Genomic DNA, 24817 nt, shown 5'->3' on the forward strand with positions numbered 1-24817 from the left:
AGAAGATAGGTACGTTTAACATTAACACAAAGAAGATGGGTTTTAAAGAACAGTTGGATGCTATTTTTGTAGAAGAAAGCCAAATACCGCAGGAATTTCTTTTACCGGGACAGATTATTCAGCGCGAATACCTCTCCAACGGAGAAATGAAAACTTGGAACGGCGAACTGAGCGAGGTTTCTTCGCCGGTTTGCATCCGTACGTCCGAAGGTTTAAAGCGAAAAGTGATCGGTGCTTTTCCGGTTTGCGGAACAAAAGAAGCCATGGAAGCCCTTGATGCCGCGATGTCCGCTTACGATAACGGACGCGGCGAATGGCCAACGATGTCTGTTGCCGACAGGATCACACGCGTAGAACAGTTCACCTTTAAAATGGTGGCACAAAAAGATTTGGTAGTGAAGCTGATCATGTGGGAAATTGGCAAGCCTTACGCAGAATCAGTAAAGGAGTTTGACCGAACGGTTGAATATATTAACGCTACTATTGATGCTTTAAAAGATATGGACCGCCAGTCTTCCCGTTTTGAAATTGAGCAGGGCATTGTGGCGCAAATCCGTCGAAGTTCTCTGGGCGTTGTTTTGTGTATGGGCCCGTTTAATTATCCTTTGAACGAAACTTTTACCACGCTGATTCCGGCTTTAATAATGGGCAACACGCTGTTGTTCAAACCGCCAAAACATGGCACGTTATTGTTTTGTCCGCTGTTAAAAGCGTTTCAGGAATGTTTTCCAAAAGGCGTGGTCAATACCATTTATGGCCGCGGTGCTGATATTGTTCCGCCGTTGATGCAATCCGGGAATATTAATGTTTTAACGCTCATCGGTTCCAGCAAAGTGGCCAACGAATTGAAAAAGCAGCACCCTAAAGTAAACCGTTTGCGTGCTATTTTAGGTTTAGATGCCAAGAACGCGGCCATCGTTACCAAAAATGCCGACATCAAATTAGCCGTTAGCGAAACAGTTTTAGGCGCGCTTTCTTTTAACGGACAACGTTGCACCGCGTTAAAAATCGTTTTGGTGCATGAAGAAATTGCAGATGAATTTCTAAAGGAATTATCTGCAGCAGTTGCCAACCTTAAATTTGGAATGCCCTGGGAAAAAGGTGTGAACTTAACGCCGCTTCCCGAACCAGGTAAACCGGCTTATTTAAAAGCCTGTATTGATGATGCGATAGCAAACGGTGCCAAAGTAATCAACCCAAACGGTGGCGAAAACGTGGCTTCTTTTGTTTATCCGGCCATTGTTTATCCGGTAAATGATAAAATGAAACTGTACCGCGAAGAACAGTTTGGCCCAATTATTCCCGTTGTCCCTTTTAAAAACATTGAAGAAACAATTGAATACCAGATCGAATCGCCGCATGGGCAGCAGGTAAGTATTTTTAGTAACGATGCCAGCGAAATAGCGGCTTTAATTGATCCTATGGTAAATGAAGTAAGTCGTGTAAATATCAACTGCCAGTGCCAGAGAGGCCCGGATATGTTCCCTTTTACCGGCCGGAAAGACAGTGCCGAAGGAACACTTTCTGTGGTTGATGCCTTGCGTGCATTTTCGATCCGGTCTTTGGTTGCCACCAAATTAAATGACAATAACAAAAAGCTGATCAATGAAATTGTGAACAATAACGAATCCAACTTTTTAAGCACGAAGTTTATTTTTTAGGCGGTAAAAGAAGCATTGAGGAAGTCGGGAAGTTAGGAAAGCCGGGAAGTCCGAAAGTTTTGTCATTTCCGAACCCAAAGGGAGAAATCTTCTTTCAACAACAAAATTTTTTATGTGGTAAAAGAAGCATTGTCGGAAAGCCGGGCAGTTTTGTCATTTCGACAAAAGGGAGAAATCCTTTTTCAACAACAAAAATTGGGCGGTAAAAGAAGTATTGTATTAATTGCTTTGAAGAAGGTTTCTCCTTTGGTCGAAATGACAAAAACGGCTTAGTCATTTCAATTTAAAGCAAAAAACCTTTTTCCAGCAAACTAATTTTTATGTGGTAAAAGAAGCATTGTCGGAAAGCCGGGCAGTTTTGTCATTTCGACAAAAGGGAGAAATCCTCTTTCAACAACAAAAGTTGGGCGGTAAAAGAAGTATTGTATTAATTGCTTTGAAGAAGATTTCTCCCGTTGGTCGAAATGACAGCAAGGGTGAAACGGCAATAAAACCTACCGTAGCCCCAACTTTCCGAAAAAATAAGGCACCACTTCCGGATACAAAATAATGGTGATAAAAACACCATTCAGCGCGCCGTAAAAGTGCGCATCGTGGTTGATGGTATCGGCTTGCTGGCGCGAAGCATAAACGCAATACACTAAATATAAAACGCCAAACAAAATGGCCGGGATCGGAATTGGCAGCGGCAGGATTATCATCTTCGTCATTGGATCAAACATAATAAAACTGAAAACTACGGCCGAAACCGCTCCTGATGCGCCTAAAGTCCGATACCAAAAATCGTTTTTGTGTTTCAAAACGGTTGGGATATCGCTTAAAACCAAACTTGCCAGGTACAAAACGGCAAACTGCCAATGGCCAATGATCCGCTCCAGATTAAAAGCAAAAAAGTAGTACGAAAGCATGTTGAATGCCAAGTGCATCCAGTCTTTATGGATCAAACCGCTGGTTAACAACGTGTAAACATTTTGTTTGCGGTAAACCTGGTAAGGGCTTAAAATCAACCTTTCATAAACCTGCGGGTTGGAAAAAGCCAGCAAACTGGTTAAAATGGTAACCACGAAAATAGCCGAAGCGACCGGCGTTATCAAAAAATATTCGAGCATGTCAGTTTAAATTTAATTTAACGGGAGCAATGATCCGGCCAACCGGGTAACGTAAATAAGTTGGCTCAAAGTAAGGGGAATTTTTGTAAACAAAGTTCAATTGCGCTTCTGCACTTTTTGCCAGTTCCGGGTTTTTGGCTTTTTCAGCTTCCAGTTGTTGCTTTAGTTCCGGGTTTTTCTTTAGCAACTCAGCCGCCACATCTTCAAAAACATAATCTGAAAAATGTTCTTTTTGGCCCAAAATCGAATCAAAAAAGTTCCAGGCAAAAAAAGAATCCACGCCTTGCGGCTCCAGCGTTTCCACAATGTAACGGTTCAAAGATTGGTCGCAATAAACCACCACATCGCCCTGATAAAATTTAATGGATGCTTCTTTTACCGATACTTTTTCATTGTTGTGCAGATAATGGCCTTCAAACGGACGGGCAGGCGTTTTGTAATCGGTAATCGAATAAGTTTGAACAGTTAAAGTCGTATCAGTTTTTAGGCGATGGGTTTTTACGCCGTTCCGTTCCATCAAATCAATCACCTTTCCCCAAGCCTGCGGAATAATGTAAGCCAATGGTTTATTTGCAAAAACAGTGGGTTTATACGTATTGTAATAGCGGATTTTTTTGGTGAAAGGCTTGCTCCGGTCGTAATAAAGGCGCGGCAAACCGCTGACTTCACTTGGTTTGTAACCGGCCGTAAAACCTTTAAAAACAATGGTATCGAAATGGCTTTTGTCCAGTTCCCAATCCAAAGCAAATGTTTTTTGGGTTTTGGTTTCTTCATCCGCCTGCAACTTTATTTTGCTGATAAAAGAAGCATCGCGCTGCACAATATTAATCAAATGCTGCATAAAATCATACGTAGAAACTACGCGCGGCGCAAAAGCTTTGAGCATGTGCGTTTCGGAAATGTAGCTGATGATGTTGTGTTGAGCCGTAAAACCGGAAGAATAACGCGGCGTTTCGATAAAAGCCACGATGCCCGAATCTGGCGTTGCACCTTCCGATTCTACGTAAGGCGTCATCTCGAAACCGCTTCTTTTCATGCGTAAAAACAGTTCGGGCGTTAAGGTTTTGCTGGTGTAATCGGCCAGGATTGGGTTTTGCTTGTTGTGCTGCGTCTCGATCAGCGTCATCACGTACTGGTAATCGGCACCGTCGCTGGTATGGTTATCCAAAAAAACGTCAGGTTTCCAGGTGTTTAAAATCTGCATAAAAGCCAAAGCGTTTTTAGAATCAGCTTTGATAAAATCGCGGTTCAAATCCAGGTTACGGTAGTTGCCGCGGAAACCGTAAGCTTTCGGCCCGTTTTGACTAATGCGCGAAATGCCACGGTTTAAACAACCATCAATATTGTAAACGGCAATCAAACAAATAACCACATTTGCAGGAAGCCGGTTCTTTTTCAGTAAATCCCGAACCAGCATCATACTGGCATCAATGCCTTCCGGTTCGCCGGGATGGATGCCGTTGTTGATCAGGACAACGCGTTTGTTTTGCTTTTTGATGATGGCCGGATCAAAAATTTTATCTTTTGAAAGCACGATGAGTTGCAGCGGTTTGCCAATATCCGTTGTGCCGATGTTGTAAACTTTTAGCTGATCGTATTGCTGGTCTAAAGCCTGGTAATAATTTACAATTTGCGGGTAAGTAGCAGTGCTGTTTTTCTGCGGGTCTTTTTCAAAAGGCGTGAGTTGTGCTTTTGAAGCGAATGTAATCAGCAGAAAAAAGAATTGGAGCAGGAAAAATTTCATGCCGATAAGATAGAAAAAGAATCAGCAGGATGCTTCTTTTATCGGCCTTTTTTTGGCGAGGCTTTTTATAATTAAGTAGGAAGAAGGTATAGTAAAAACGATTTTTGACCGACGACATCGAATTACACAAATACCTTTGTTTTAATGTATAGCAGAATTCCTTCTTTAAAAAAAATTTTATGTAGGTTAAATATTGATTATATCAAATACTTGAAAAGTAGATAATTCAACATTTGGACTTTTCAACAAAACAATTTTGGACTTTTCAACAAAGCTTTCTGTGGTTTTTACAAGCAACTTTGCATTATAAAAATTCAAGACAATGGAAAATTCAGAAACAGTTTTAGTAACAGGCGGAACAGGCGCTGTTGGCATACATTGCATTCTTCAATTATTGCAAAAAGGGTACAACGTAAAAACTACACTTCGTTCATTAAACAAAGAAAATGAAGTGATCGAGATGCTGAAAACAGGCAGTATTACTTCCTTTGAAAACCTTAAATTTATTGAAGCTGATTTGACAAAAGATGATAATTGGGACGAAGCCATGAAAAGTTGCCAATATGTGCTGCATATTGCTTCGCCAACGCATTCGGACTCGCCAAAAGACGAAAACGAAATGATCCGCCCTGCCGTGGACGGCGTATTGCGTGTGTTGAAAGCTGCACGAAATGCAAGTGTGAAACGAGTGGTAATGACTTCCAGCTTTGGCGCAGTTGGCTTTAGCAATAAAAACCCAAACACTGAAACGACAGAGGCAAACTGGACAGACCCAAATGAAAAAGGCTTATCCGCTTACGAAAAATCAAAAGGATTGGCAGAGCGTGCAGCTTGGGATTTTATGAAGAAAGAAGGCGGTGATTTAGAATTGGCTGCCATAAACCCTGTTGCTGTTTTCGGGCCATTGTTAGGACCCGGCAAATCGCCCAGCCTTGGGATACTGAAATTTTTATTGGACGGCTCCATGAAAGCCATTCCGAATATTCCTTTAAACGTTGTTGATATCCGGGACGTGGCCGACCTGCATATTCGTGCAATGATAAACCCAAACGCAAAAGGACAGCGCTTTATAGCATCGGCAGACGGTAAAATATCAATGCCCGAAATTGCCACATTGCTAAAAAACAAAATGCCCGGCGTGTCGGAAAAAGCCCCTACAAAAACGTTGCCTAATTGGGTGCTTCGTATAGCAGCTTTATTTAACCCGCAAGCAAAACAGGCTGCTTTATTGCTAAAAATAAACCGCAATGTGAGCAACACAAAGGCAAAGGAAGTTTTGGGTTGGACACCGATAGCAAATAACGAAGAAGCTATTTTTGCTTCAGTGGACAGTATGATTAAATTCGGAATTATAAAATGAGTGCAAACGGAATAAAACCTTCCTTTATTGAACCTGAAATTTCGCAGGAGCAATTTATTCCCGATCATGTTTTTTTGTATGTAACTAAAGGGTCATTACACTGCTTTGACGGCAACAAAAGCCATATTTTCGGGGCATGTGAATATTTCCTTGCCCGAAAAAACCGTTTGGCCAGGTATTATGGTGAAAAGGGAAATGATGAGTTCGAAAAAATCATTTTTTGTTTTGAAGAAGGGTTTATCAGGAAATTTCAGGCAAAGCACAAGTTAAAGGCAACGAAATTTAATTCGGCAGATACATTCGTAAAAATAAACCCTACAGAACTGATACCTGATTTCATTCGTTCGTTAAAACCTTATAGCAATAGTTTGGGAAAACTTGACGAGGCGTTTGAAAATGTGAAATTTGAAGAACTGCTGATCATCCTGTTACAAAACCAGCCTGATCTTGCCGGAATATTTTTCGATTATGGCATACCGGAGAAAATAAACCTGGAAGAGTTTATGAACCGCAATTATAAGTTTAATGTGCGCATGGAGCGGTTTGCTTACCTTACAGGTCGCAGCTTATCCGCTTTTAAAAGGGATTTCAAAGCAATCTTTAACCAAACACCTAATCTTTGGTTGGTGCAAAAACGTTTGCAGGAAGCGTATTTCTTTATTGAAAAAAAGAATAAAAAACCATCCGAAATTTATCTTGAACTGGGCTTTGAAGACTTGTCGCACTTTTCATTCGCCTTCAAAAAATTATTTGGACTAAGGCCAACTGACCTAAAAGAGCAAAAAAATACACATTAAAAACCTATTTATAAATTTATCAAACAAAAAAATCTTGATTACAGGTAGTGCCACGAGAATTGGTCTTCGGTTTGCTGAAAAATTTATCCGGGAAAATAACACCATTGCTCTTTGCGTAACAATATGTGTCTAAGTAACCTAAATCAACAGCGGTTTTATTTTTAAAACGAAATATTGCACAATAATATGATTAACTAAGCCTGATACAAGATAGAAAAAGAATCAGCAGGATGCTTCTTTTACCACCCTTTTTTTGGCAAAGCTTCCTGCATTTTTTTTGGCAGGCTTTTTACAATCAAGTTGTAAGAATGATCTATCATTTCCAGCAATTGCTTTTCGGTTAAGCTTCCGTCAAAATAAACCGTGTTCCAATGGGTTTTGTTCATGTGGAAACCGGGCTGCACTTCGCTGTAACTTTCGCGCAGTTGGATGGCCAATTCTGGATCACATTTGACATTGAAACGGTTGGCTTCTTTTAAAGAAATTAGCAGAAATATCTTTCCGCCAACTTTAAAAACTAAGGTATCATCGCCAAAAGGCATGGTTTCTTCCGTTGCTGGTTTTTGCAAACAATAATCGCGTAAAGTTTCGATGTTCATAACAAATTTAAAACCTACCGATTGGCTTTTTGTAAGAAACCGGATTGCCGAAATTATATTTTACGCCGATACTGATCATCGAATAGCGGTCAACATGGTTGTTCCTGAACATGCTTGGCGGGTCATTGTAACCGTCCAAACCTTCGCCATAAACCAAATTCATCTGGTAGCCAATGTTTAAACGGATGTGCGGTTCCTGGTAATAATTAAAAAATTTCAGCTCGTAGCCAATGCGTAACGGCACCATCAGTTCTGTGCTCGAGTTTTCCCCCGGAAAAACATAACCTGGATTGTTCAAACTGATCCGCTGGATAAAAGCCATGGAATTATGGATCAAGCCAATGCCGGTGCCTACATAAATATTCTTTAAAATATTCAGCAGGTCGCGGTACTGGTAATCAATAAACTCGCCGGCCTGGATATCGCCGTATAAAATTGCAGCTTTGTAATTGTTGACAAAAGCACGGGTATCTTTATCTGTATTTGGATTGCCGCCCGCTAATTTTCCGGCCTGCAACTCGCCGGTAATGGTAATATAAGGAGAGTAGTTGTAATTTAAAGTGCCGAAAATAGCTTCTTTGGTAATGTGCTGTGCCAAATCTGCATCGGCGCGAACAATGCCGACGCCAATCCCGACACTGTAACTGGAGAAGTTGTAACTAAGCTGGGCGAATGAAATTTTACTGCATAAAAACAGTATCGAGGTTAAGGCGGCAATCTTTTTCAAGGCATCAAAGTAAAGAAATCAATTCGATAACGCCCACAGTTAAACTATAAATTTTTTCTTAATAGTTAAAACATGCCAACATGGATTGGTTTACGGTAGGAAGTAACACCGCCAATCCCAATTTTAATGCCCAAAGTAACTTGCGAATACCAATCGCCGTAATGGCCGGACTTGATGCCGTCCATATTATCGCCAGTAGAGAAATTTCCCTGATAACCCAAATCTATGCGGATTTGCGGTTCGTCGTAAGCATTGTAAATTTTGTATTCGTAACCAATCCTCACCGGGATTACCAATTCGTTGCTCTTGTCCAAACCGGCAAAAACAACGTTCGGGTCTTTATAATCCTGGCGGTTGATGTAGTCCATTTTGTTAAAAATCACGCCAACGCCCGTTCCGATATAAATATTTTTTGCCCCGTTCAGGATTTTGGTGAGGATCGGGATCGCACTGAAATCATCGCTGTAATTGATGAACTCGCCCAATTGCACATCACCATGAAAAATAAGCGCCGTATATTTATTGCTGGACTGCTCTCCATAATAAACTTTGCTACTGTCGGCATTGCCGCTTGCCAATCTGCCGACCTGGCCTTCCACACTAAAAGTTACAAAAGGCGTAAAATGATAGTTTAGGTTAAGGTTGAAAGCGGCCTGGCCATAAGACTTGTTCAAATCGCCGTGTATTTTAACCGTGCTGATGCCCGCGCCTAAACTAATTTGGTGGTAATTGTACCCAATTTGGGCAAAAACAGAGCAACTTGATACCACAAATGCAACCAATAGTAAGATCTTTTTCAAGCGTTTATATTTTTTAGTGAACAATAACCGAAGGACACGACTAAGTTTTACTTTTGAGGACCCGCAATCCAAAAATAGAATTATTAACTTATTATCAAAAATGTTTAACGATGAATGGTTCGCGTATGTTGCATTATACTGTACAAAATAGGTTTCTAAAATACGTTGCGGTTGATACGCAATCTGATGCAGCGTCTCCAACCACGCCTTCCACCGAAAAGCAAAAAAACCTGGGCAAAATTTTGGTGGAAGAATTATTGCAGATTGGTTTGCAGGACGCGCATCTGGACGAATACGGCTACGTTTATGCAACCATTCCGGCCAATACTGCAAAACCAGTTCCGGTTATTTGTTTTTGCTCGCATATGGATACTTCGCCGGACTGTAGCGGAGAAAATGTGAAACCGATTGTCCATCAAAATTACCAGGGCCAGGATCTGGTTTTGCCTGATGACCCATCCATAATTATCCGCTTAAAAGAGCATCCGGATTTGCAGCACCAGTTTGGCAACGATGTGATCACGGCAAGTGGGACTACATTGCTTGGCGCAGATAACAAGGCCGGGTTAGCCGCCATTATGGATGCCTGTCAGCAATTGATAAATCATCCCGAAATAAAACACGGAAAAATCAAAATTTTATTTACGCCGGATGAAGAAATTGGCCGCGGCGTAGATAAAGCCGACATGAAGAAATTAGCAGCAGATTTCGGCTACACGGTAGATGGAGAATCAGCAGGAACGATAGAAAATGAAACTTTTTCGGCTGATGGCGCACGGTTGAAAATTCAAGGCGTAAGTACGCACCCGGGTTTTGCCAAAGGGAAAATGCAAAGCGCCATTAAAATTGCCGGAAAGGTTTTGGCCAGACTTCCCACAGAACTTTCCCCGGAAAACACCGAAGGGAAACAAGGTTTTATCCATCCGGTTTCGGTCAATGGTACGGTGGAAGAAGCCGTGGTTGATTTTATCATCCGTGATTTTGAGGATGAAAAACTTGCATCACACGCGAATGTAATCCGGAAAATTGCAGAAGAAGTTTTACAAAATTTCCCCGATGCTTCTTTTACCTTGCAAATTTCGGCACAATACCGCAACATGAAACAAGTGCTGAGCCAGCATCCGCAGGTAATTGAATACGGGATTGAAGCCATTAAAAGGGCAGGTTTAAAACCGCGTTTGCAAAGCATTCGCGGCGGAACGGACGGCTCGCGTTTATCTTTTATGGGTTTGCCTTGTGCCAATATTTTTGCCGGCGAACATGCTTTCCACAGCAAGCAGGAATGGGTTTCGGTACAGGATATGCAAAAAGCGGTAGATACGATTTTGAATTTATGCCAAATTTGGGAAGAAAGAAGTTGATAAAGTTTTGGTTTTCTCAACCCAAACAATGAAAAAACACCGGTAAAAACAGCATGCTTCTTTTACCACCTAAAAATTTACTTTATGAAACTGATACGGTACGGCGAGGCCGGAAAAGAGAAGATTGGCGTTTTGATTGATGGCGTCCGTTACGATACTTCTGCCTACGGTGGAGATTACAACGAACAGTTTTTTGAAGACAACGGCCTGGCGCGTTTGGAAGAATTTGTAAAAGCCAACCAGGGAAAACTGATTGCAATTGCAGCAACAGAACGACTTGGCCCGCCGGTTGCTCGGCCTTCCAAAATTGTTTGCATCGGCTTAAATTACGCCAAACATGCGCAGGAAACGAACGCTAAAATCCCGGAAGAACCGATTATTTTCTTTAAATCTACCACCGCTTTGGTTGGCCCGAACGATGCCATCGTCATCCCAAAAAATTCGACCAAAACCGATTGGGAAGTGGAACTGGCTTTGGTGATCTGCAAAAAAGCAAGTTATGTAAGCGAAGAAGAGGCGATGGATTACGTGGCCGGTTATTGTTTGCACAACGATGTATCCGAACGCGAATTTCAATTGGAGCGTGGTGGCACCTGGGACAAAGGCAAAGGCTGCGATACTTTTGCGCCGCTTGGCCCGTTTTTGGCTACGCCCGATGAAATTGAAGACGTGCACAACTTGCGTTTATGGCTGAAACTGAACGGTGAAACGATGCAAAACGGCAATACCGATGACCTGATCTTCGGCATTCCAAAACTAATTTCCTACATCAGCCAGTTTATGACGCTGCTGCCCGGCGATTTGGTTTCTACCGGAACCCCTGCCGGTGTTGGTTTGGGCTTTGATCCGCCCATTTATTTAAAACCTGGCGATGTGCTTGAATTAGGGATGGATGGTTTGGGAACGGCGAGGCAGGTGGTAAAAGCGTATGCCGGAAGTTGAAAGCTACACGGCTTTTCACAATGCTTCTTTTATCGGCATAAAATCTAAACCCAAATTGATTTAAGTATCTTTATACCAATGAACAAGAGTTTAGAACTTATTGAGGAATTTAACCGTTTGGGGCTGTCAAAAAACTTTGATTTCGACAAGTTCAATCATTTTGCCATTGTTCACCATTCTGCTGCGATCGAAGGTTCTACTTTAACAGAAGTGGAAACGCAACTTTTATTAGACGAAAACCTGACGCCCAAAGGAAAGCTTTTAGACCACAGTTTGATGGTCAGCGATCATTATAACGCGCTTAAATTCGTCCTTGAGCCAGCTAATATTTCCCGCAAGGTTTCCCTGCAATTTATCAGGGAGATTAACGCGCACGTGATGAAAAGAACAGGCGAGATTGTTAATACCATTTTAGGAACGGTTGATGCATCTAAAGGCGAGCTGCGAAAAAGCAATGTTTCGGTAGGCAATAGCTATCCTGTAAATTATGATAAAGTAGAACGTTTGCTGGTAAAACTATCCGATCAATTAAACGAGGCTTTGGCCAAGGCACAAAGCGATTTAAAAATGCTGAACCTTTCTTTTGATGCGCATTTTGATTTGGTTACGGTGCATTCTTTTTATGATGGAAACGGAAGGACTTCGCGCCTGTTAATGAATTATTTACAGCAAAAGTGCAACCTGCCTTTGGGCTTGGTTTTTAAGGAAGACAAGGCCGCTTATTTTGAAGCTTTGACCGAAACACGGAAAAAAGAGGACATCCAAATTTTTAGGGATTTCATGCACAGCCAGTATCAAAAGCTGCTTGCCCGGGAAATTGACCAGTTTAAAGAAGCGCAAAAGCCGCTGCGAGGGAAAACATTTTCGCTGATTTTTTGAAAGCAGTTTTGTCATTCCGATCCGAAGGGAGGAATCTTCTTCAAAGTGGTGAAACTTTTTTTGTTGAAAGAGGATTTCTCCCTTTGGGTCGAAATGACAAAACCCCCCTAAATTTTTCACAATGCTTCTTTTATCAGTATAAAATTGACTTTGTGATTTTGATTTTTTTAGGGCCGCTTTGTCATTCCGAAACGATTGAGGAATCTTCTTCAAACCCATTGATTTTTTCTGTTGAAAGAAGATTTCTCCCTTCCGATTAAAATGACAAAACTACTTTCATCCCGGCAACCTAATTTCTTCCGCTTTAATAAACATACTGTTTTTATCCACCAAAAAACTTATCGGATGCTCCGGGTTTTTAATGATTTCGAGCAATAAAAAGCCCCAGGATTTCCAAAAACTTTCTAAAACCTGGCCGTAAACTTTCGGCTTCCACTCATCAAAATAAGGCTTCGAGCTTAAACCTTTTAATGGCATGGCTTCGATATAAATCTTATCGTTAACCGGCAAAATGTGGTATTCGGGCAAACGGTTAAACAAGTAAGCCGAGTAAAAAATGCGTCCGCTAAACTCTTCAAACTGAATTGGATGCAGCGTTTGCCCTTGTATTTTCTCCAAAATTTCCTGGTGATAAATAGTATTTGCTCCGTTATCCTGCAGGCAAAAAATAAAGCCGAAATCTTTTAAACGAAGTGCAAACGTAAGCGAGTTGATTTCATCTCGGTAATTAAACTGATCGGTTTCCGGATCAATTTGAAACAGAAAAAAACTGAACGGTTTAAAATCTTCAAAAATGATCGGTAAAAGAAGCATCTGCAACATCAAATGCAGTTGGCTGAATTTGTGCATCAGCGATTGCGAAATGTTCAAACCCTGGCCTTGCGCGTATTGCTGCTTGATGGCCGATTGCAGTTCGTTAAAAATAATGCCGTACATCAATTTGCCCGCCCAAAGGAACAGTTTCCATTCGTCCAGCGCTTTTACGGCTTCAAAACCTTGCTCAAAAGCGGCTTTAATTTCCGCTTCCAAAGGCGCGATGTACAGCTCGTTCACTTTGGCCGAGCATGGCAGTTTTAAATCTTTGTACGTCGGGAAGTTCTCGTCCAGCATCTTAAACGGCTGGTCGTACAGGTTGTATTTCGACAGCAGCCAGGCCGGAAAAACCTGGATTTTTTCTTCTACCGATTGCAGCGGTTTCCCGGATAAAAAGCAGGTTCGGTTGCCAAAATTAAAGGTATCGAAAGGCTTGTAAATTTCCGTTTGCATATCTGCCAAAGATAGAAATGATTTTGGGCAGGAATTTTTAGCTTTAGGCGATTTAACATGAAACTGACTTACCAACCTTACCAGCTCGAACTGAAGCATCCGTTCACTATCGCCAAATTTTCGCGCACGGCGACGCCTTTACTATTATTACAGTTGGAGTACGAAGGTTTTACGGGATACGGCGAAGCTTCGATGGTGCCGTACATGGGCGAAAACCTGGAAACGGCAACCGCATTTTTAAAAAAAGTTGACCTTAGCTTCTTTTATCAACCTTTTTCTGCGAAAAGGTTGATGGCTTATTTAGATGATCTTGCCCCCGGAAACCCAAATATAAAAGCGGCTATTGATATTGCTTTTCATGATTTGATCGGGAAGATGGAGCAAAAACCGTGTTACCAACTATTTGGTGCAAATCCTGACCTGATGCCGGTTACCAGTTTTACTTTGGGTTTGGATACGCCCGAAATGATTGTTAAAAAAGCGCAGGAAGCAGCGGGTTTTAAAGTGATTAAAATTAAACTGGGAAAAGATAACGACGAAGAAATTATCCGCGCCATCCGTTCGGTTACCCAAGTTCCGCTTTATGTGGATGCCAACCAGGGCTGGACGGACAGGCAGCAATCGCTCGATAAAATTTGCTGGCTGCACGAACAAGGCGTAGAACTGATTGAGCAGCCGATGGACAAAAACGATGTGGAAGGAAATGCTTGGCTGACGGAAAGAAGTCCGGTTGCGATAATCGGCGACGAAGCCGTGCAGCGTTTTGCGGATGTGGAAAAAGCAAAAGGCGTTTACCACGGCATCAACGTAAAACTGATGAAATCTGCGGGGATGTTTGAAGGCCACCGCATGCTAATAAAAGCCAAAGAACTGGGTTTAAAAGTATTGATTGGCTGCATGAGCGAAACCAGTTGCGCCACGTTGGCCGCCGCCGCTTTGGCGCCACTTTGCGATTGGGCGGATTTAGACGGACCGTTTCTCACCAAAAACAACCCGTACCAAAACCCGGAATTTGTTAATGGAAAATATATGCTAAAAGAAGCATTTGGTTTGGGGCTGAAATCGGTTGACGGTTCTCCGTTGTGAGTTGCGGGTTTTTGTGTTTTGTCATCCTGAACGAAGAGAGGAATCTTCTTCAAAGCGATAAGTTTTTTCTTGTCCGTTCTTTTTGCTTGAACAAAAAGAACCAAAAATTCAAGAATGCCGGATCGCCTCCGGGCGGCATTCAGCCCACCGCGCCTGGGCGGCTACCTGCAAACGGCCCTGCAAGTTTCTAAACACCAAGAAGTTGCTTTCCATCTCACCTAATTTATACCGATAAAAGAAGCATCTGAAAAAACAGCCTTTAAAAGCGCAAGATAACCACCAGAAATCCGAAGCGGCAGGCATCCGCCCAGGTGCGGAAAGGCCGGACAAAACGCCCGGAGGGATCGGGTTTGTCTTGATTTTTTGGTTCTTTTTCATCAAGGAAAAAGAACGTTAAATACAAGCAAACACAAATTAACCATACTGATTTTTAGGTGATAAAAGAAGCATTAAGGTTTCTTTTTTTCTGTTTCGAGATTTTTTTTACCTTTTTTAGTAGTAATCTCAATTACGCCGTCTTTGCCTTTATCACCGTATTTTGCTGTTGCTGATGCGCCTTTTAAAACTGTAATACTTTCTATATCATTTGGGTTGATGTTGTTAAGCGGATTAATCCCTTTTGCCTCAACCCCGTCTATAATCACCATAGCTTTATTATACAATGCATTACCATCAACTCTCACTACATTTATTCTTTTAGTAGTATCTGCATTTGGCGGTGGAGTGAGTACAATATCAATAATGCTATCTTTTTTTGAAGTTGAACTTGTACTTGCTTTTGTTCCATCATTCAAACTGAAATTAACCGGCATGGTAAAACTCACCCTTACCGGTTTACTGTTTTGTAAGCCAGGGTTCCAATTAGGCGATTCTTCTAAAACACGGACAGCTTCCGGCCCGCAACCGCCGCCAATATCACGCAGCACTTTTAGATTGGTTAGCTTGCCGTCTTTCTCCACAATAAAAGAAATAATTACGCGGCCTTGTATATTTTTGTCTTTAGCTTCTTTTGGATAATGAATTGATTTTGCCAGATAATTAGCAAATCCTTCTTCTCCTCCGGGAAATGATGGCGGTTTTTCGACCGATGCAAAACTAACGACTCCAGGTTCAGACGAAGGTTTCACAACAAGCATGTTTGCCCTGGCTTTGGCCATCGCCTTGTCCTCAAACACAACGATTTTAAGTTTTCCGGCAACATGGTCAAATGTTGTTACCAAAACAGTTGAATCAGGGCTTTTAAAAGTTACTATAGCCCGTTCAGTATAATTGGGTATTTCAAAATCTCCGTCTTCGTCCGTTGTTGTGCTAAAATTATTTTGTTCGTACTGCACTTTCACATTAGCCATAGGTTTGCCAAGCGGATTTACCACTTTCCCTTTTAAGTCTGATACTGTTTTTACCGTGCCTTTTTCTGCCGAAGTAGTTTTCAGGGGAGAACTAACGCTCTCGCCAATATTCATTACAACACTGTTGACAGGTATATCGCTGCCAAAATTATCCGAAATCTGTTGAATCGTTTTCTGTTCGCTCACCGTGGCCGAAGTCAAAACCAGCATGGCGGCAAAAAGTGGTGCCGAAAGTCCGTATTTTAAAAGTGCGGCGCGGCGTGAAGGGTTTTTATGCAGCATCATAATGCGTTGTTTTAAAAGCGATTGGTTAAAAAAACTGTTGGTTAAAGTATTTGGTTCGATGCCCATCGATTGGCTGAGCAGCAACAGTGCATAGTCGGATTTGTCAACACCAAAACTGATGGCATCACGGTCGGCAATAAATTCGTGGTTGTGTTTGATGGCTTTGCGGTAGAAGTAGATGACCGGATTGAACCAGTTTAAGATGGCCAAGGCTTCAAACAAAAGCACATCAGCAGAATGCAATTGTGCTACGTGCACCATTTCGTGCTGCAAAATCACGTCTTGCTGCGGCAGGTTTTCATCCACCTTCACTTTCCCGAAAAAAGAAAAAGCAAGCCCGGTTTCTGCCGATTGCAGGTAGCGTTTCAGCTTTACAAAACGATAAATTAAGCGTGCTAAAAGAAGCATCGTTACCAGCCAGTAAACGGCGGTAAAAAACTGGGAAACGGTAAAACCGCTTTCTGCCGAAGGCGAAACCTGGTAAACAAAACCGGGGTCAATGTAATAAATGGTTTGCTGTACCTTTTGCGTGATGAACAGGTTTTTTACCCATTCGGCCTGCATCATCGGGATAAAAAACGATAATACCGCTGCCGAAACCAAGTAAATGCGGTTGAGCATAAAGTAAGTTTCTTTGCGCAAAAGCAATAAATAAAACCCGTAAAACAGCGCCAGATACAGGTTTGCCAGGATAAGATAGTGCCACCAGTTCATGATGTTTATTTGTTTTTTAGTTTCTCGATCAGTTTTAAAATCTCGTCTGCTTCTTTTAGGTCTATTTTTTCCTTCTCCACAAAAAAGGAAAACATGCGTTCTACCGAGTTGTCGAAATAGCCGTTCAGCAGTTTATCGGCCGAAAAATTCTGGTATTCTTCTTTCGAGACCAGCGGGTAATACTGGTGGCTTTTGCCAAAAGAGTTATGGGCGATAAAACCCTTGGTTTCCAAAATGCGGATAAACGTAGAAACCGTGTTGTAGGCTGGTTTCGGTTCGGGCAGTTCTTCAATTACTTGTTTTACAAAGGCTTTTTCCAACTGCCATAAAATTTGCATAATTTGTTCTTCTGCGCGGGTTAGTTCTTTAATTTGTTTCATAAAGCTAAGGTACAACTATTATTTTAGTTTCGCAACTAATATTTTAAAAAAGAACTTTTATTTAAAAAAGGCGTTGCACCTCAACTTAAAAAATACAAATTACATGAAAATCACTTTTCACGGTGCCGCGCGCAACGTAACCGGCAGCAAACATTTATTAGAATTGGCAGACGGAACGCAGATTTTGCTGGATTGCGGCATGTTCCAAGGCATGGGCGAAGAAACCGAAGAACTGAACGAATATTTTGGCTTTGACCCCAAAAAGGTGGATTATTTGATTCTTTCGCACGCGCATATTGACCATTGCGGTTTGATCCCGCGTTTGGTAGCCGAAGGTTTTGAAGGATCGATCTTTTGTACATCCGCAACAATGGATTTAGCAAGGATATTGATGATGGATTCTGCCCGCATCCAGGAGCAGGATTCGGCCTACAGCAACAAGCACCGGCAACGCAAAAACCTGAAAGAATTAAGCGCGCTTTACATCGAAGAAAACGTAATAGAAGCTTTGCACCTGTTTAAAATAGTGGAATACGGCGAAGAATTTGAAATTACACCGCGCGTAAAACTGAAATTTACAGATGCCGGGCATATCATCGGCAGCGCGGCCGTACATTTAAACATTTTAGAAGAAGGCAAATTTACCAACCTTACTTTTAGCGGCGATGTTGGCCGTTACAATGATTTACTGCTGAACCCGCCGCAGCCATTTGAGCAAGCCGATTACATTATTCTCGAATCTACTTATGGCGATTCTTTGCACAAAGATTTGGATCCGATAGAAAACCAATTGAAAGAAATTATCGAAGAAACGTGCCTGGTAAAAGGCGGCAAAGTGATTATCCCGGCGTTTAGCGTTGGCCGAACGCAGGAATTATTGTATGCTTTAAACGCGCTGGAACTGAAAGGGATTTTGCCCGATGTTCCTTATTATGTAGATAGTCCGCTTTCCAATAAAGCCACGCAGGTTTTGCTGGAACATCCGGAAGTTTACAATAACGGCGTACAAAAAGTGTTGGAAGTGGATTTGAACCCGTTCGCATTTAAAGGGTTAAAGTTTATCGAACTGGTGGCAGAATCTAAAGTTTTAAACAATGATCCCCGGCCTTGCGTTATCATTTCTGCTTCGGGCATGGCCGAAGCCGGGCGTGTAAAACATCACATTAAAAACAGTATCAGCAACCATAAAAACACGATTTTAATGGTTGGTTATTGCGAGCCCAAATCATTGGGCGGGCGTTTAATCAACGGCGATAAATTTGTTTCGATTTTTGGCGAAGAATACCAGGTGATGGCCGATGTAAAAGTGATCAAATCCATGAGCGCACACGGCGATTACGAAGATTTGCTGCATTTTTTATCCTGCCAGGACCCGAAAGAAGTGAAAAAAATATTCCTGGTTCACGGCGAATACAAGGTGCAGCAAAACTTTTCCGAGCGGATTAAAACCTACAACTTTAAGGAAGTGGAAATCCCGGAACAACACGAAACGGTGGAGTTGTGAAGGAGGTTGAAAGGAGAAAGGTAGCCGCTTTGTCATTTCGACCGCAGGGAGAAATCTTCTTTCAACCAGGACACTAATTTTTAGGCGATAAAAGAAGTATGTGTATTTATTCCTTTGATGAAGATTCCTCCCTTTGGTGCAGAATGACAGCACTTTCGGACTTCCTGACTTTACCGACTTTCGGACTTCCTACAATACTTCTTTTATCACCTAAAAATCAATAAACTATAATTTAACGTAGTTGCAGCTTTAGAAACTAATCTAAACAAAGCTTTTTTTTAAAAACACAACAAAAATTTAACTACGTTTAGCAAATTTGTTACAACAGGTTAATCAGTTTAAGTTTTAATTTGAGCTGAAACATTAAAAAAGAACCGGTAAAAGAAGCATACTTCTTTTATCGGTATAAATTTGGCAACAACATCAGCAGAAATATGAAAAAAACAATACTCGGCACTTTAATATTCACCGCGTTCAGCGTTTTTGCTTTTGCGCAAACCACCATTATCAAACCAGATTTGCAGATTAGCAAAATGGTGGACGAAGTTTCGGCCAAAAACCTGGAAGCAACGGTTCGGAAATTGGTCAGCTTTAAAACACGCCACACGTTAAGCGATACCACGAGCAAAACCACCGGCATCGGCGCGGCCAGAAATTGGATCAAAGCGGAAATGGAAAGATACGCCGCAGCTTCCGGCGGAAGGATGAAAGTGGAGTTTGATACGTTTACCCAACCTGCGGGTGGACGGATTGACAAGCCAACGGTTCTAAAAAACGTGCTGGCGATTTTAAAAGGCACCGACCCGAACGATACGCGGATTTATATGGTTTCCGGCCATTATGATTCGAGGGTAAACGATATTATGAATGCCAATTCGGTAGAACCGGGCGCAGTTGATGATGCATCCGGGACGGCATTATCCATGGAACTGGCGCGCGTAATGTCGAAAAGGACTTTTCCTGCCACCATTATTTTTATGGCCGTTGCCGGAGAAGAGCAGGGCTTAAACGGCTCGACCAACGTGGCCAAACGCGCCAAAGCCGAAAACTGGAATGTGGATGCGATGCTGAACAATGATATTGTGGGCAATACTTACGGCATGGAAACCGGGTTGAAAGATAACCGCAGCGTACGTGTTTTTAGCGAAGGCGTGCCTTCCACCGTTATTGCTTCGCGGGCTGATACTTTGGCTGCCCGCCGTGCCGGTTTGGCAATTGGTTCTTTGGTAAACAATGGCGGAGAAAATGACAGTCCGTCGAGGCAGTTGGCGCGTTATGTCAAAGAAATCGGCGAGCGTTATGTGTCTCAATTGGATGTAAAAATGATTTATCGCCGGGACCGGTTTTTGCGCGGCGGCGACCAAACACCTTTTTTACAGCAAGGTTTTGCGGCCGTCCGTTTTACGGAAATGAACGAGGATTTTAACCGCCAGCACCAGGATGTCCGCAAAGAAAACGGCGTGGATTATGGCGATGTGCCCGATGCTGCGGATTACGATTATATCCAAAAAGTTTCGCGGATGAACTTATCGGTTTTGGCCAACCTGGCCTTGGCTCCGGCCGAACCGCAAAACGTTGGCATCATCACCAGCGGTTTAACCAATAAAACCGCTTTGAAATGGGAAGCGCCAAAAACGGGCAAAAAGCCGGCGGGTTATTATGTGTTGATGCGCGAAACCATCAGCCCGTATTGGGAAAAGAAATTTTTTGTAACGGATACACAAGCGACGCTGGATTATTCTAAAGACAATTACTTTTTCGCAGTGCAATCGGTGGATGAGTTGGGACATGAAAGTTTGCCGGTGGTACCGAAGCCGGTTCGGTGAGCAATTGTTGATGCTTCTTTTATCAACCTAAAATTCATTACCAAACCTGGTCTTTAACCACTTCGCAAACGGTTTGAAAAAGGTTCATTTTGCCGGAAAACAAAGAAATGGTTTCGGCGCTGGCTACCTGGAAAGTGCGCAAATGTTCTACTTCGTAATTGATACCCAGCAGTAAAGCCAAAATTACAGGGGCTAAAAGCAGTATAAAAGGGTTGGTGTTGATGATGAAGTTTTTCATGACTATCGGTTTGATGAATCAAAGAAAAAGCTAATCTGCAACCTGCTAAATGCTTATTAGGCAGACCTATAAGAAAAATCGGTGAACGGCATTTTTTTACCGACGAAAATTTTTACCGGAAGGGGAAAATAGAATTAAATCAGGAATTTTGCCCCAACGCTTCCCGAATCACCGTTTCTGCACGTTTTACTAAAACTTCTGGCAAATGTTGTTCGGGTTCTATCGGTTCCAAAACTTCAAATTTCAGGTTTGAAAAAGTACCTAATGGGAAAGTGCCGTATCGAACCATTTTCCAGGAGTTGCGGATCACGATCGGAACCAACAACGCTTCCGGACATTTTTTTAACAACGTTGCAATCCCGCCGATTTGAAAATCGCGCATCACGCCAGTTTTGGCGCGCGTTCCTTCGGGAAAAATTACCGCCGACCAGGTATTAGTTTTCATCCGCGTCCCAAATTTCGACATTTCAATAATTGCTGCTTTCGAATCTTTACGGTCGATATTTGTGCCGCCACCATATTTCAGGTTGAAAGAAATGGAAGGAATGCCTTTTGTGAGTTCAATTTTAGAAATAAACTTGGCGTGGTATTTCCGCAGGAACCAAATCAGCGGCGGAATATCATACAAACTCTGGTGGTTGGCAATAAAAATAATCGGGCGGTTTTCGGGCAAATCAAAACGGTTGCTAAAACTAACCGAGTTTCCCAACAAATAATAGGAGGAAACCAAACCCAGGTTCATTAAATCAACCACATTTTTATGCGCCTGGTAGCCAAAAAACCGAAACGCAATCCATTGTACCGGATGAAAAACCAACAGGAAAAACGTAAATAGAATATAATGCAGCGGCGTTAAAATATAACTCAACAATTTTTGCATGGTAAAAGAAGTATTAATGCAAACGGTTTTCTAAAAGCATAATGTGTACTTTCAAAACGGCAGCAACGGTAATGGCATCGGTAATTTCGCCGCGGCAAACCATTTGGTAAACTTCCTCAAACGGCAATTTTTTGATTGTTAATTGTTCGGTTTCTTCTGGTTCGGCTTCAAATTGTTCCAGGTTTTGGGCGAGATAAATGATTGCTTCTTCATCACAAACCGAATTGGAAAGGTACATGCGCTGGATTTCCGTCCATTTTTCGGCTTTTAACCCGGTTTCTTCCAGCAGTTCGCGCTTGGCAGAATCTATAGGTTCGCCAGCTAACGGCCCGCCGCCTTCCGGGATTTCCCAACTGTATTGCTTCAGCGGAAAACGAAATTGCCCGACTAAATAGGTATTCAAATTTTCATCCAAAGGCAAAACACCAATCGCTTTATTTTTAAAATGTACCTGTCCGTAAATTCCCGGATTGCCCGAAGGATTAATCACCTGAAACTCGGTAACATTAATCCAGGGGTTATCGTAAATATTTTCTTCGGAATTGATTTTCCAGGGATTAACTTCAGTTTGCATGGTTGTAAAAGTAGTAAAATTTAAAAGCCGGAAATCAGGTTGAAGTAGCTTTTTGATATTCGGGAACATTGACCAATACAATGCCAATCAGGATAATGACGAGCGCGGCCAACTGTCCTTTTACCAAATTCTCGTGTGCAAAAAACCAGCCCAAAAGCACGGCCACAACCGGGTTAACATAAGTATGTGTGCTGATTAAAGCCGGAGGACGTTTGGTGATGAGCCAGACGAACGATAGGTAAGCGATCAATGAACCAAAAACAATCAGAAATAAAAGCCCCATCCAGGATTGCAGCGGGACTTGCGCGAAAGAAAAACCGGAAAATTCATTGGTAAAAGAAGCAATAACGCCGCTTACCACTGCTGCCGAAAGCAATTGCATACTGCTGTTCATTACAATTGAGCTGCTGCTTTTGGTGTTATTAATAAGGAGTGAACCCAAAACCCACCAAATCGCGCTTAGCAAAACTACTAAAGTTGCAACGAGGCCGATGGCAGAATGATTGACCTGCAAATCGTTCGACTTTAAAAACAAAAAAATCCCGGCGAAGCCAATGATCAATCCCGAAACGATGTATTTGTTGGAGAAATAGGTTTTCCAGTTTTTTCTATCCAGCAATAAAAACCACAGCGGTTCGGTTGCAATTAAAATAGCGGCCTGGCCGGAAGAAATGTATTGTTCGGCCCAAGCAATCATTCCGGTCCCGCCAACCAGCATCAATATTCCGCTTGCTGCGTGCCTTGAAATTATTTTTAGCGGAGGCAGTTTTTCGCCTTTTATTTTCACATAGGCCAGCAAAATTAAACCGGCTATGAGGTATCGTAATCCAACTAAAATAAAAGGAGGAAAACCTTTTAGCCCAAAAGCAACGGCCAAATAGGTTGAGCCCCAGATGATGTAGATGTTAAAAAAGGCAAAAATGAGCAGCAGGCGCTGGAGGAGAGGATTATTTTTCATATCGAGACCTTAATTTTTGGTATCGCTGTTATAAAGCAATACCAAAAAATATGGGGTAAAAGAAGCATCGGGCTTATAAACCAAATGCTTCTTTTACCTGGTCTAAATAGTCGAGTTTTTCCCAGGTAAACAATTCTACTTCTACCTTGGTTTCTTCGCCGTTTGGTGTGAAGAAGGATTTGGTTACGGTTTGCGGTTCTTTGCCGAAATGTCCGTAAGCTGCAGTTTCAGCATAAATGGGGTTGCGCAGTTTAAATCGGGTTTCGATGGCGTAAGGCGTCATATCAAAAATGGCGGAAACTTTTTCGGCAATTTCCCCGTCGTGCAAATTCACTTTTCCGGTCCCGTAAGTGTTTACATAAATGCCCATCGGTTGGGCTACACCAATGGCGTAAGAAACCTGGACTAAAACCTCGGTACAAACACCGGCAGCAACCAAATTTTTAGCAATATGACGTGTGGCATAAGCTGCAGAACGGTCAACTTTTGAAGGGTCTTTTCCCGAAAAAGCGCCGCCACCATGTGCACCTTTGCCGCCATAAGTATCTACAATAATTTTTCGTCCGGTTAAACCGGTATCGCCGTGCGGGCCACCAATTACAAATTTTCCGGTCGGGTTGATGTGGTATTTAATTTCGTCGTTAAAAAAGTGGCTGTATTTGGGATATTTTGCCTTTACCCGCGGGATCAGGATTTTGATCATATCTTCCCTAATCTTCTCCAGCATCGCTTTTTCCTCGTCAAAATCATCGTGCTGCGTAGAAATCACAATTGCATCAATCCTAATCGGCTGATTATCATCGTTATATTCCAGCGTTACTTGGGATTTTGCATCCGGCCTTAAATACTGTATGTCCGAATTTTCGCGGCGGATGGCAGCCAGTTCAATCAGCAAAGCATGGGCAATATCCAACGTAAGCGGCATAAAATTGTCGGTTTCGACGGTAGCGTAACCAAACATCATCCCCTGGTCCCCGGCACCTTGCAGTTGTTTGTCGGCGCGGTCAACACCCTGGTTAATGTCTGGTGATTGCTCATGGATGGCCGAAAGCACACCACAAGAATTTCCATCGAACATGTAAGTGCCTTTGGTATAACCAATTTTGTTGATCACATCGCGGGCAATTTTTTGCACGTCTAAATAAGCTTTCGATTTCACTTCCCCCGCCAAAAAAACTTGGCCGGTGGTAACCAAAGTTTCGCAGGCAACTTTAGAGTCAGGGTCGAAGGCCAGAAAATTATCAATTAAAGCATCAGAAATTTGATCGGCAACTTTATCAGGGTGCCCTTCAGAAACAGATTCCGAAGTAAATAAATATGACATAGCTATTTTAATAAGTTAATATGAATAAAAATGTAAAACAGCCGGATGGGGATTGCAAGCGCAAAATGGAAAACCAGTTTTTTAGCACTTTTTTTTACGTGGTTGCAATCAATTCAAATCAGTCCACTTTACAGGCAGCAAAATTAAAACATTTTTATAATTGCCGAAATTCGAAACCGAATTTGTTTTTTGCGGCCGCAATGCTTCTTTTAGTGCCATAAATTTGGGCTACCTTTCTAAAAATTTAGAAATTTGGAGAAGGAAAGATAGACGCCCTGGCCCTCATCCCCCTTTGAAGGGGGCCAGGGGGATGACTTTAATTTTTACCTGATAAAAGAAGCATCCGGAAAATAAGTTTAAACAAATTAAAATTAAGCGTGGTAAGTTTCGTTCATAAAAAAAATTCATACTAAATTTATACCGGTAAAAACAGCATCACAGAAAGGCGTTCAAC

The 24817-nt window shown here is 42.1% G+C and carries 24 protein-coding genes; 10 read left to right on the top strand and 14 right to left on the bottom strand.

What is annotated here, in order from left to right; translation table 11 throughout:
* The first annotated feature begins 35 nt into the window (after window positions 1-35).
* Window positions 36-1661: an NADP-dependent glyceraldehyde-3-phosphate dehydrogenase gene (locus V5804_RS09195; RefSeq protein ID WP_369591090.1), complete on the top strand. Its 1626-nt coding sequence runs from the start codon at window positions 36-38 to the stop codon at window positions 1659-1661.
* A 114-nt stretch (window positions 1662-1775) separates the two neighbouring features.
* Complete coding sequence (locus tag V5804_RS09200) at window positions 1776-1934, top strand: hypothetical protein (RefSeq protein WP_369591091.1); 159 nt, start codon at window positions 1776-1778, stop codon at window positions 1932-1934.
* Between the two features lie 221 nt (window positions 1935-2155).
* Here V5804_RS09200 and V5804_RS09205 read toward each other — a convergent pair whose 3' ends face one another.
* Both V5804_RS09205 and V5804_RS09210 read right to left on the bottom strand, forming a co-directional pair.
* Entirely contained in the window at window positions 2156-2770 is a 615-nt protein-coding gene (locus V5804_RS09205; RefSeq protein ID WP_369591092.1) for a rhomboid family intramembrane serine protease, read from the bottom strand.
* 1 nt (window position 2771) lies between these two features.
* Window positions 2772-4514 (bottom strand): M14 family zinc carboxypeptidase, encoded by a 1743-nt coding sequence (locus V5804_RS09210; RefSeq protein ID WP_369591093.1) that lies wholly within the window; start codon window positions 4512-4514, stop codon window positions 2772-2774.
* A gap of 322 nt (window positions 4515-4836) precedes the next feature.
* Here V5804_RS09210 and V5804_RS09215 point away from each other — a divergent pair, with 322 nt between their 5' ends.
* Together V5804_RS09215 and V5804_RS09220 are read left to right on the top strand one after the other, a co-directional pair.
* Window positions 4837-5874, top strand: coding sequence for an SDR family oxidoreductase (locus V5804_RS09215; protein WP_369591094.1), 1038 nt, complete (start codon window positions 4837-4839; stop codon window positions 5872-5874).
* Window positions 5871-6671, top strand: a complete 801-nt coding sequence (locus V5804_RS09220; protein WP_369591095.1) for a helix-turn-helix domain-containing protein — start codon at window positions 5871-5873, stop codon at window positions 6669-6671. The genes V5804_RS09215 and V5804_RS09220 overlap by 4 nt, the downstream gene beginning before the upstream one ends.
* A gap of 239 nt (window positions 6672-6910) precedes the next feature.
* Here V5804_RS09220 and V5804_RS09225 read toward each other — a convergent pair whose 3' ends face one another.
* The 3 genes from V5804_RS09225 to V5804_RS09235 all read right to left on the bottom strand — a co-directional run bounded on the left by V5804_RS09225 (window position 6911) and on the right by V5804_RS09235 (window position 8797).
* On the bottom strand, window positions 6911-7270 hold the full coding sequence (locus tag V5804_RS09225; protein ID WP_369591096.1) for an MmcQ/YjbR family DNA-binding protein: 360 nt from the start codon (window positions 7268-7270) through the stop codon (window positions 6911-6913).
* A 7-nt stretch (window positions 7271-7277) separates the two neighbouring features.
* Window positions 7278-7997, bottom strand: coding sequence for a hypothetical protein (locus V5804_RS09230; RefSeq protein ID WP_369591097.1), 720 nt, complete (start codon window positions 7995-7997; stop codon window positions 7278-7280).
* A 65-nt stretch (window positions 7998-8062) separates the two neighbouring features.
* Window positions 8063-8797, bottom strand: coding sequence for a hypothetical protein (locus V5804_RS09235; protein ID WP_369591098.1), 735 nt, complete (start codon window positions 8795-8797; stop codon window positions 8063-8065).
* Between the two features lie 110 nt (window positions 8798-8907).
* Between V5804_RS09235 and pepT the strand changes: the two genes are divergently transcribed.
* The 3 genes from pepT to V5804_RS09250 all read left to right on the top strand — a co-directional run bounded on the left by pepT (window position 8908) and on the right by V5804_RS09250 (window position 11979).
* A complete protein-coding gene (pepT, locus tag V5804_RS09240) occupies window positions 8908-10158 on the top strand; it encodes a peptidase T (protein WP_369591099.1) in 1251 nt (416 codons plus the stop codon).
* An 84-nt stretch (window positions 10159-10242) separates the two neighbouring features.
* Entirely contained in the window at window positions 10243-11100 is an 858-nt protein-coding gene (locus V5804_RS09245; RefSeq protein WP_369591100.1) for a fumarylacetoacetate hydrolase family protein, read from the top strand.
* 78 nt (window positions 11101-11178) lie between these two features.
* Entirely contained in the window at window positions 11179-11979 is an 801-nt protein-coding gene (locus tag V5804_RS09250; RefSeq protein ID WP_369591101.1) for a Fic family protein, read from the top strand.
* A 276-nt stretch (window positions 11980-12255) separates the two neighbouring features.
* On the opposite strand, the gene V5804_RS09255 is transcribed toward V5804_RS09250, so the two are convergent.
* The gene (locus V5804_RS09255) at window positions 12256-13245 is read right to left on the bottom strand and encodes a hypothetical protein (protein ID WP_369591102.1); all 990 of its coding nucleotides are present in this window, start codon (window positions 13243-13245) and stop codon (window positions 12256-12258) included.
* Window positions 13246-13302: 57 nt separating this feature from the next.
* Here V5804_RS09255 and V5804_RS09260 point away from each other — a divergent pair, with 57 nt between their 5' ends.
* Window positions 13303-14331, top strand: a complete 1029-nt coding sequence (locus V5804_RS09260; RefSeq protein ID WP_369591103.1) for a dipeptide epimerase — start codon at window positions 13303-13305, stop codon at window positions 14329-14331.
* A gap of 108 nt (window positions 14332-14439) precedes the next feature.
* Here the strand turns inward: V5804_RS09260 and V5804_RS09265 are convergent, their stop codons facing one another.
* The 3 genes from V5804_RS09265 to V5804_RS09275 all read right to left on the bottom strand — a co-directional run bounded on the left by V5804_RS09265 (window position 14440) and on the right by V5804_RS09275 (window position 17059).
* Entirely contained in the window at window positions 14440-14709 is a 270-nt protein-coding gene (locus V5804_RS09265; RefSeq protein ID WP_369591104.1) for a hypothetical protein, read from the bottom strand.
* A gap of 71 nt (window positions 14710-14780) precedes the next feature.
* Window positions 14781-16679 (bottom strand): TonB family protein, encoded by a 1899-nt coding sequence (locus tag V5804_RS09270; protein WP_369591105.1) that lies wholly within the window; start codon window positions 16677-16679, stop codon window positions 14781-14783.
* Window positions 16680-16684: 5 nt separating this feature from the next.
* Window positions 16685-17059, bottom strand: coding sequence for a BlaI/MecI/CopY family transcriptional regulator (locus V5804_RS09275; RefSeq protein WP_369591106.1), 375 nt, complete (start codon window positions 17057-17059; stop codon window positions 16685-16687).
* A 103-nt stretch (window positions 17060-17162) separates the two neighbouring features.
* On the opposite strand from V5804_RS09275, the gene V5804_RS09280 reads away from it, so the two are divergent.
* Both V5804_RS09280 and V5804_RS09285 read left to right on the top strand, forming a co-directional pair.
* Window positions 17163-18563, top strand: coding sequence for an MBL fold metallo-hydrolase RNA specificity domain-containing protein (locus tag V5804_RS09280; RefSeq protein ID WP_369591107.1), 1401 nt, complete (start codon window positions 17163-17165; stop codon window positions 18561-18563).
* Between the two features lie 434 nt (window positions 18564-18997).
* Window positions 18998-20389 carry a M28 family peptidase gene (locus V5804_RS09285; protein WP_369591108.1) on the top strand — a complete coding sequence of 464 codons (1392 nt, stop codon included), beginning with the start codon at window positions 18998-19000 and terminating at the stop codon, window positions 20387-20389.
* A gap of 37 nt (window positions 20390-20426) precedes the next feature.
* Here the strand turns inward: V5804_RS09285 and V5804_RS09290 are convergent, their stop codons facing one another.
* From V5804_RS09290 to metK, 5 genes are all read right to left on the bottom strand, one after another.
* Window positions 20427-20627, bottom strand: coding sequence for a hypothetical protein (locus tag V5804_RS09290; protein WP_369591109.1), 201 nt, complete (start codon window positions 20625-20627; stop codon window positions 20427-20429).
* Between the two features lie 139 nt (window positions 20628-20766).
* Window positions 20767-21507, bottom strand: coding sequence for a lysophospholipid acyltransferase family protein (locus tag V5804_RS09295; protein ID WP_369591110.1), 741 nt, complete (start codon window positions 21505-21507; stop codon window positions 20767-20769).
* Between the two features lie 13 nt (window positions 21508-21520).
* On the bottom strand, window positions 21521-22081 hold the full coding sequence (locus tag V5804_RS09300; protein ID WP_369591111.1) for an NUDIX domain-containing protein: 561 nt from the start codon (window positions 22079-22081) through the stop codon (window positions 21521-21523).
* A 34-nt stretch (window positions 22082-22115) separates the two neighbouring features.
* The gene (locus V5804_RS09305) at window positions 22116-23039 is read right to left on the bottom strand and encodes an EamA family transporter (protein ID WP_369591112.1); all 924 of its coding nucleotides are present in this window, start codon (window positions 23037-23039) and stop codon (window positions 22116-22118) included.
* A gap of 73 nt (window positions 23040-23112) precedes the next feature.
* The gene (metK, locus tag V5804_RS09310; RefSeq protein WP_369591113.1) at window positions 23113-24363 is read right to left on the bottom strand and encodes a methionine adenosyltransferase; all 1251 of its coding nucleotides are present in this window, start codon (window positions 24361-24363) and stop codon (window positions 23113-23115) included.
* Window positions 24364-24817: the final 454 nt, after the last annotated feature.

The organism is Mucilaginibacter sp., from assembly GCF_041088075.1.
Classification (GTDB): Bacteria; Bacteroidota; Bacteroidia; order Sphingobacteriales; family Sphingobacteriaceae; genus Mucilaginibacter_A.

What these genes read in the sequence shown, in the direction of transcription:
- V5804_RS09195 (WP_369591090.1), top strand. Translation starts at nt 36, where the DNA reads ATGGGTTTTAAAGAACAGTTGGATGCTATTTTTGTAGAAGAAAGCCAA.
- V5804_RS09205 (WP_369591092.1), bottom strand. Translation starts at nt 2,770, where the DNA reads ATGCTCGAATATTTTTTGATAACGCCGGTCGCTTCGGCTATTTTCGTG.
- V5804_RS09210 (WP_369591093.1), bottom strand. Translation starts at nt 4,514, where the DNA reads ATGAAATTTTTCCTGCTCCAATTCTTTTTTCTGCTGATTACATTCGCT.
- V5804_RS09215 (WP_369591094.1), top strand. Translation starts at nt 4,837, where the DNA reads ATGGAAAATTCAGAAACAGTTTTAGTAACAGGCGGAACAGGCGCTGTT.
- V5804_RS09220 (WP_369591095.1), top strand. Translation starts at nt 5,871, where the DNA reads ATGAGTGCAAACGGAATAAAACCTTCCTTTATTGAACCTGAAATTTCG.
- V5804_RS09225 (WP_369591096.1), bottom strand. Translation starts at nt 7,270, where the DNA reads ATGAACATCGAAACTTTACGCGATTATTGTTTGCAAAAACCAGCAACG.
- pepT (WP_369591099.1), top strand. Translation starts at nt 8,908, where the DNA reads ATGAATGGTTCGCGTATGTTGCATTATACTGTACAAAATAGGTTTCTA.
- V5804_RS09245 (WP_369591100.1), top strand. Translation starts at nt 10,243, where the DNA reads ATGAAACTGATACGGTACGGCGAGGCCGGAAAAGAGAAGATTGGCGTT.
- V5804_RS09250 (WP_369591101.1), top strand. Translation starts at nt 11,179, where the DNA reads ATGAACAAGAGTTTAGAACTTATTGAGGAATTTAACCGTTTGGGGCTG.
- V5804_RS09255 (WP_369591102.1), bottom strand. Translation starts at nt 13,245, where the DNA reads ATGCAAACGGAAATTTACAAGCCTTTCGATACCTTTAATTTTGGCAAC.
- V5804_RS09260 (WP_369591103.1), top strand. Translation starts at nt 13,303, where the DNA reads ATGAAACTGACTTACCAACCTTACCAGCTCGAACTGAAGCATCCGTTC.
- V5804_RS09265 (WP_369591104.1), bottom strand. Translation starts at nt 14,709, where the DNA reads ATGAAAAAGAACCAAAAAATCAAGACAAACCCGATCCCTCCGGGCGTT.
- V5804_RS09270 (WP_369591105.1), bottom strand. Translation starts at nt 16,679, where the DNA reads ATGAACTGGTGGCACTATCTTATCCTGGCAAACCTGTATCTGGCGCTG.
- V5804_RS09275 (WP_369591106.1), bottom strand. Translation starts at nt 17,059, where the DNA reads ATGAAACAAATTAAAGAACTAACCCGCGCAGAAGAACAAATTATGCAA.
- V5804_RS09280 (WP_369591107.1), top strand. Translation starts at nt 17,163, where the DNA reads ATGAAAATCACTTTTCACGGTGCCGCGCGCAACGTAACCGGCAGCAAA.
- V5804_RS09285 (WP_369591108.1), top strand. Translation starts at nt 18,998, where the DNA reads ATGAAAAAAACAATACTCGGCACTTTAATATTCACCGCGTTCAGCGTT.
- V5804_RS09290 (WP_369591109.1), bottom strand. Translation starts at nt 20,627, where the DNA reads ATGAAAAACTTCATCATCAACACCAACCCTTTTATACTGCTTTTAGCC.
- V5804_RS09295 (WP_369591110.1), bottom strand. Translation starts at nt 21,507, where the DNA reads ATGCAAAAATTGTTGAGTTATATTTTAACGCCGCTGCATTATATTCTA.
- V5804_RS09300 (WP_369591111.1), bottom strand. Translation starts at nt 22,081, where the DNA reads ATGCAAACTGAAGTTAATCCCTGGAAAATCAATTCCGAAGAAAATATT.
- V5804_RS09305 (WP_369591112.1), bottom strand. Translation starts at nt 23,039, where the DNA reads ATGAAAAATAATCCTCTCCTCCAGCGCCTGCTGCTCATTTTTGCCTTT.
- metK (WP_369591113.1), bottom strand. Translation starts at nt 24,363, where the DNA reads ATGTCATATTTATTTACTTCGGAATCTGTTTCTGAAGGGCACCCTGAT.